The 5,779-nt window shown below is 67.3% G+C and carries 7 protein-coding genes, 1 tRNA gene, 1 pseudogene and 1 riboswitch; of the genes and pseudogenes, 5 read left to right on the top strand and 4 right to left on the bottom strand.

Annotation, left to right across the window (positions count from 1 at the left end; genetic code table 11):
* Positions 1-597, top strand: a 597-nt coding sequence (locus BDIM_RS14420; protein WP_169312158.1) for a M16 family metallopeptidase, incomplete at its 5' end; no start/stop codon positions are given.
* A 160-nt stretch (positions 598-757) separates the two neighbouring features.
* Here BDIM_RS14420 and BDIM_RS14425 read toward each other — a convergent pair.
* The 3 genes from BDIM_RS14425 to rlmN form a co-directional block, all read right to left on the bottom strand.
* The gene (locus BDIM_RS14425) at positions 758-1,582 is read right to left on the bottom strand and encodes a S1 family peptidase (protein ID WP_003166325.1); all 825 of its coding nucleotides are present in this window, start codon (positions 1,580-1,582) and stop codon (positions 758-760) included.
* 10 nt (positions 1,583-1,592) lie between these two features.
* The gene (locus BDIM_RS14430) at positions 1,593-2,036 is read right to left on the bottom strand and encodes a DUF350 domain-containing protein (RefSeq protein ID WP_003166326.1); all 444 of its coding nucleotides are present in this window, start codon (positions 2,034-2,036) and stop codon (positions 1,593-1,595) included.
* A 130-nt stretch (positions 2,037-2,166) separates the two neighbouring features.
* Positions 2,167-3,330, bottom strand: a complete 1,164-nt coding sequence (gene rlmN / locus BDIM_RS14435; protein WP_003166327.1) for a dual-specificity RNA methyltransferase RlmN — start codon at positions 3,328-3,330, stop codon at positions 2,167-2,169.
* A gap of 118 nt (positions 3,331-3,448) precedes the next feature.
* Positions 3,449-3,638: riboswitch (yybP-ykoY riboswitch) on the top strand.
* On the opposite strand from rlmN, the gene BDIM_RS14440 reads away from it, so the two are divergent.
* From BDIM_RS14440 to BDIM_RS17660, 3 genes are all read left to right on the top strand, one after another.
* Complete coding sequence (locus BDIM_RS14440) at positions 3,627-4,217, top strand: manganese efflux pump MntP (RefSeq protein ID WP_081461917.1); 591 nt, start codon at positions 3,627-3,629, stop codon at positions 4,215-4,217. It overlaps the preceding riboswitch by 12 nt.
* A gap of 89 nt (positions 4,218-4,306) precedes the next feature.
* Entirely contained in the window at positions 4,307-4,534 is a 228-nt protein-coding gene (locus BDIM_RS14445; protein ID WP_003166330.1) for a hypothetical protein, read from the top strand.
* Between the two features lie 138 nt (positions 4,535-4,672).
* Positions 4,673-4,861: a hypothetical protein gene (locus BDIM_RS17660; protein WP_112999566.1), complete on the top strand. Its 189-nt coding sequence runs from the start codon at positions 4,673-4,675 to the stop codon at positions 4,859-4,861.
* 358 nt (positions 4,862-5,219) lie between these two features.
* Here BDIM_RS17660 and BDIM_RS14450 read toward each other — a convergent pair.
* Positions 5,220-5,296, bottom strand: a tRNA-Met gene (locus BDIM_RS14450).
* Between the two features lie 199 nt (positions 5,297-5,495).
* Between BDIM_RS14450 and BDIM_RS18155 the strand changes: the two are divergent.
* A pseudogene (locus BDIM_RS18155) lies at positions 5,496-5,779 on the top strand (PQQ-dependent sugar dehydrogenase); the annotation flags it as partial.

Here is a 5,779-nt window from a genome sequence, read left to right on the forward strand (position 1 = left end):
ACCTTCGTCACTCGCGGCGTCAGCCGCACCGACGCCGACTTCTTCCCGCTGACGGTCGGCAACACCCTGTTGGGCGGCGGCTATTCCTCGCGGCTGAACCAGAAGATCCGCATCGAGAAGGGCCTGTCCTACGGCGCCGGATCGGCGCTGGGCGCGCGGGCCGAAACGGGCGTCTTCACCGCCTCGACCCAGACCAAGAACGAGTCGGCGACCGAGGTGGTCGAGCTGATGCTGGCTGAGATCGGCAAGCTGGGCGACGCCCCGGCGACCGAGGCTGAACTGGCCCCGCGCCGCGCCACCCTGATCGGCGCCTTCGGCCGCTCGCTGGAGACGGTCGACGGCCTGGGCGGCCTGGTCGCCAACCTGGCCCTCTACGACCTGCCGATGAGCGACCTGGCCGACTACGCCGGGCGCGTCCGCGCGGTCACGCCGCAGCAGGTCGAAGCCGCCTTCGCCGAACACCTGCCGACCGACCGGGCCAGCCTGGTCGTGGTCGGCGACGCCTCGAAGTTCATCGACGGCCTGCGGGCCAAGTATCCGAACGTCGAGGTCATTCCGCTGACCGAACTCAATCTGGACAGCGCGACGCTGAAGTAGGGCGCCGGGCGATCTTTTCCTCCCCATGCAAATGGGGAGGGGGACCGCGAAAGCGGTGGAGGGGCTAGGACGGCGGAACCAAGCGGCCCCTCCGTCTCGCCGGCTTCGCCGCCGATCCACCTCCCCGTCCGCTTCGCGAACAGGGAGGAAAATCATTCGCTCACGTCGTCAGGCAGACCACCTGGGCGACGCGCAAATCCTGCCGCAGGCGGTCGGAGACGGCGCCGTAGTTCTGGGTCGTCACCGCCTGGCCGAGCGCCGCTTCGTCGGCGCGCTGCTGGGCGCCGACGGTGGGCACGAAGGTGTCGGGCGCCGTGGTGTAGATGCGGCCGCGCCTGGGCGACTCGGCGATGGTCACGCCCAGCACCCGTCCGCGACGATCCAGCACCGGCGCCCCGGACAGGCCAGACAGCGTGCCCTTCAGCCCCCGCGTGCGTCCGGCCTCGGCCCAGGCCAGCACCGGCTCGTCATAGGAGCGGTGGCCCCTGATCTTCAGCGTCTCGCGGCCGATCAGGCGCGAGGCCACCTCGCCCGGCCGTCCCTGGGGGAAGCCGGGATGGAAAGCGCGCTGGCCCTTGTAGAGCGGCGCCTCGGGCGCGATCGGCAGGGCGGGCGGCCCGCCGTCGGTCAGCAGCAGAGCCACGTCCGCCCGCGCCGCCAGGCGCACGTCGGCGGCCAGGGCGCGAGTCTTGTCGATCACCAGGGCCGGCTTGCGACAGCCCTCGACCACATGGCGGGCGGTGATCCAGCGGCCGTCCCCGGCGATGGAGAAGGCCGTGCCCGACACCGGCTCGTGCTCGTCCGAAGTGTCGACGGTGACGGACGGATCAAAGGGGGTGATCGGCCCCAGCAACGGTCCTGTCGGCTCTTCGGCATGGAAGTCGTGGGGCGCATCAGCCCGCTCGCCCCGGTTCAGCGACGCGATCAGGATCACGCCGATGACGGCGGCGTAGATGGTCCAGTCAGGAAGATGGGGAAAGCGCAAGGCCGCCCCCTCAACCCGTCAGGGCGGCCGCCAGGATCAAGGCGGTCGACAGCTTGGCCCCGGCCAAGACCACGGCGGCGGAGGTTTCGCCCTTCTCTATCCGTTGCGGCAGGCCGTGCAGCAGGAAGTCGACGACGCGGAAGGCCAGCAGTTGCAGCACCACCGTCGCCACGCCCCAGATGGCGATGTCGCGGATCGAGGTCGACACCGACAGGGACACCGCCAGCGGAATGGCCAGGCCGACCAGCACCCCGGAAAAGGCCACGGCGGCGGCCGGATTGCCCTGGCGGATCAGAGCGATCTCGCGCCACGGCGTCAGCAGGGCATAGACCGCCGCCCCCGCCGCCAGCAGGCCGAAGGTCACGGCCAGATGCAGCATCAGGATCGGAAAGCCCGTCGCAAACGCCTGGAGTTCAGGCGTCGACAGCACGCCCGGCAACGACGAGGTCTCCATGACGACGAACCCTAGCCTCCCAGCCTGAAGGGGAACGAAACCAAAACACCCTTGCCCGAAAGCCTGACCATTCCGCTAGGGCGCCCGCGCCACAGTCGACGGACAAAGCGTCCAGACGGACGGTCGGACCTCAGGCTGCGTCCGCCTCTTCGCGCTCGGCCTTCAGACGCGCCGAAGCCCGCAGTTTTTCGCTCTCGGACTTCAGCTGGCCGCAGGCGGCCAGGATGTCGCGGCCGCGCGGGGTGCGGATGGGCGAGGCGTAGCCGGCCTTGTTCAGGATGGCGGCGAAGGTCTCGATCGTCTTCCAGTCCGAGCACTGATAGTCAGTGCCGGGCCAGGGGTTGAACGGGATCAGGTTGACCTTGGACGGAATGCCCTCGATCAGCTTGATCAGGGCGCGCGCCTCGGCCGGGCTGTCGTTGACGCCCTTCAGCATGACGTATTCGAACGTCACCCGGCGCGCGTTGGACAGGCCGGGATAGGCGCGGATGGCGGCCATCAGCTGATCCAGCGGATACTTCTTGTTCAGCGGCACCAGCTGGTCGCGCAGCGGGTCGTTGGTGGCGTGCAGGCTGATGGCCAGCATGGCCGCAGTGCGCTCGCCCAGGGCGTTCAGCTGCGGCACCACGCCCGAAGTCGATACGGTGATCCGGCGCCGCGACAGGGCGATGCCTTCATTGTCGGAAATGATGTCGATGGCGTTGGCGACGTGGTCCAGATTGTAGAGCGGCTCGCCCATGCCCATGAAGACGATGTTCGACAGGCGACGGTCTTCCTTGGGCGAGGGCCACTCGTCCAGGTCGTCGCGGGCCACCTGGACCTGGGCCACGATCTCGGCCGTGGTCAGGTTGCGGACCAGCTTCTGCGTGCCGGTGTGGCAGAAGGTGCAGTTCAGGGTGCAGCCGACCTGGGACGAGACGCACAGGGCGCCGGCCCGGCCCACGTCGGGGATGTAGACGGTCTCGATCTCGATGCCCGGCGCCGTGCGGATAAGCCATTTGCGGGTGCCGTCCTTGGACACCTGACGCTCGACGATCTCGGGGCGAGCCAGGGTGAAAGCCTCGGCCAGTTTGGCGCGCGTGTCCTTGGCCACATCGCTCATCAGGGCGAAGTCGGTGACGCCGTAGTGGTGGATCCAGCGCCAAACCTGGGAGGCGCGCATCTTGGCCTTTTCGGGCGGACAGATTTCGGCGTCGATCAGGGCCTGGCGCAGTTCGTCGCGCGTCAGACCGCTGAGGTTGACGGGCGTCTTTACCGGGGCGCTGGCGCGCGAGAGATCGAGCGAAATGCTCAAGGGCGGATGTCCTGCGGCGAAGAGTGAAGCGGCGGCGTCTAGCACAGATGGGGCGTCTTGTCGCCTTTGGCCATGCGCGGGTTGATAGACTCGGAACGAGGCGTTAGAGGGGCGGCCGTTGGGGAGTAGCTTCCGGCATATCCCAGCCGGGGTCGCGTCAACACACTTGCTCCTGTCGTCAGGAGCATGGCGCGATCAGCGGATCACCTCCGCCTAGCGAGACCAGCATGCTGCACCTGCGGGGCCGGCCCGTGCGTGGAGCGTGCTGTCATGCGTCCGGCCGAGTGTGTTTTCCCATGATGTCCCCTGTCGCCATCGCCGTCCTGTCCGTCAGCATGTCCGCCGACGCCTTCGCCGCCGCCATCGGGCGCGGCGCCCAGCACCGACCGACAGTGCCCCAGGCCCTGCGCTCGGGCCTGGTGTTCGGCGTGATCGAAGCCATCACCCCCCTGATCGGCTTCGCCCTAGGCGTGGCCGCCGCCGGCTTCGTCGCGGCGATCGACCACTGGATCGCCTTCGGCCTGCTGGGCGCGGTCGGAGCCAAGATGATCTGGGAGGCGCTGAAGCGCGACGAAGCAGAGGTCGAGGCGGCTGACGCCGGCGGCAAGGCCGCGTCGCGCGGCCTGCTGGCCCTGGTCGCCACCGCCGTCGGCACCTCGATCGACGCCGGCGCGGTCGGGGTCGGCCTGGCCCTGCTGGACGCGAACATCTGGCTGATCGCCGCCTGCATCGGCTTCACCACCTTCGCCCTGGCGACCCTGGGTCTTCTGGTCGGCAAGGCGGCGGGCGCGCGGCTGGGCAAGATCGTCGAGCTGGTCGGCGGCGTGGCCCTGATCGCGCTGGGCCTGAAGATCCTGCTGGAGCATCTGGGCGTTCTGGCGGGCTGACGAGACGCCGAAAGCCTAGCCTTGCTCCGAGACGGATTCAGGGGGATCATTCCGTCTCGCCGCTCGTTCACCGGTTGAAGGAGACTCCCATGCGCGCCCCCCTGTTCCTCGTCGCCGTCATTGTCGCGCCGCTGGCGCTCGCCGCCTGCGCTTCGCCCCATCCGCTGCCGACCTATCAGCAGGAAATGGACAAGCTGGACGCCGAATGCCGCGAGCGCGGCGGCATCATCTCGCCCACCGGCCGCCAGACGGGTCGTCCGCAGACCGACTACGTCTGCAAGATCACCGGAGCGGCGACCCGGATTCCGCAAGGATAAGGCGCATGCACGCCCCGCGCCTTCAGCGCATTGCGAGATAACGATGGTCATGTAGCGGCGAATTGCCACAACCACAACGAGAGCTCATAGTGTAGAGTTTTCATGCTCACAATGAGTGAGCAGTAGAGGGAGGCTACTATGAAAAAGAAACTGATCGCCGGAGCCTGCGCGGCCCTGATGCTCTCGTCTGCGGCAAGCGCCGCCCAAGCCAGCTCTCGCTACTCCCAGCGCGGCGAAGCCGGTTATGAACTCGGATGCGCCATTATGTGGATGTTTGGTTATGGGGCCTGCGCCGAGCTACCGAACTACCCTAAGAAATTCCAATAGCAGCAATAATACCCGAGACTGAAATTCCGGCCCGTCGTCTTCTTGAAGACGGCGGGTCTTCTTGGAATTGAGCCCCAGCACTAACTGCCGCCCATTTGCGCGTCATAATCGCGCGGCGCGTCCCAACACGCTCAATAATAAACGATAAGATACCCGCGCCACAGGTCAATCTCCGAGCCAACTTCAGATGATCCAAGATCTCCGTCGCATATGACCTGCCGGGCCACCCCGCGTTGCGGCAGTTGATCGAAAATCATTCCGACCTGATCGTCTGAAGCCACTTCATACGGCTGCACAACCGCGCTCAGAATCGGCCAACCTGCAAAGAACGACGACCGGAAAATCCTTAGGAAATCCGTGGTGGTTGGAGGCGGGATCGAACCGCCGACCTGTGGGTTATGAATCCACCGCTCTAACCATCTGAGCTACCCAACCCCTTACGGAGCATCGCGCCGGATCGAGAACGACCCCTGAGCACGAGAGGGGTGCGTATATCGCCGCCTTCTCTCCGGTTCAAGCCGCTTCGATGCGGATTTCGTGCGGGACTATCGGTCGCGGCGCGTTTCGGCTCGCGCAAAGCGCGTCGAGGCGGCATCCTGACCGTTCAAAGCCACGCTGTTCAGGAACCGCCATGCTGCGCCCCGCCCTCTTCGCCGCTTCCGCCGCCGCCCTGGCTCTCGCCGCCTGCGGGGCCAATGGACAGGATGAGGCGCCGTCCTCCGCCGCCACCGGCGCGCCGGTCGAGACCCGCCCGCCCAACAACCCGGACCAGAAGCCGGCGCTCGAAGGCCAGACCCGCGCCCCGTCGGTCAGCACCACGATCGCCATGCAGCACGCCGTCGTGGCCGAGGGTCTGGAGCACCCTTGGGGCCTGGCCCTGCTGCCGGACGGCCAGTGGCTGGTGACGGAGAAGCCGGG

Source organism: Brevundimonas diminuta ATCC 11568, from assembly GCF_000204035.1.
GTDB lineage: Bacteria > Pseudomonadota > Alphaproteobacteria > Caulobacterales > Caulobacteraceae > Brevundimonas > Brevundimonas diminuta.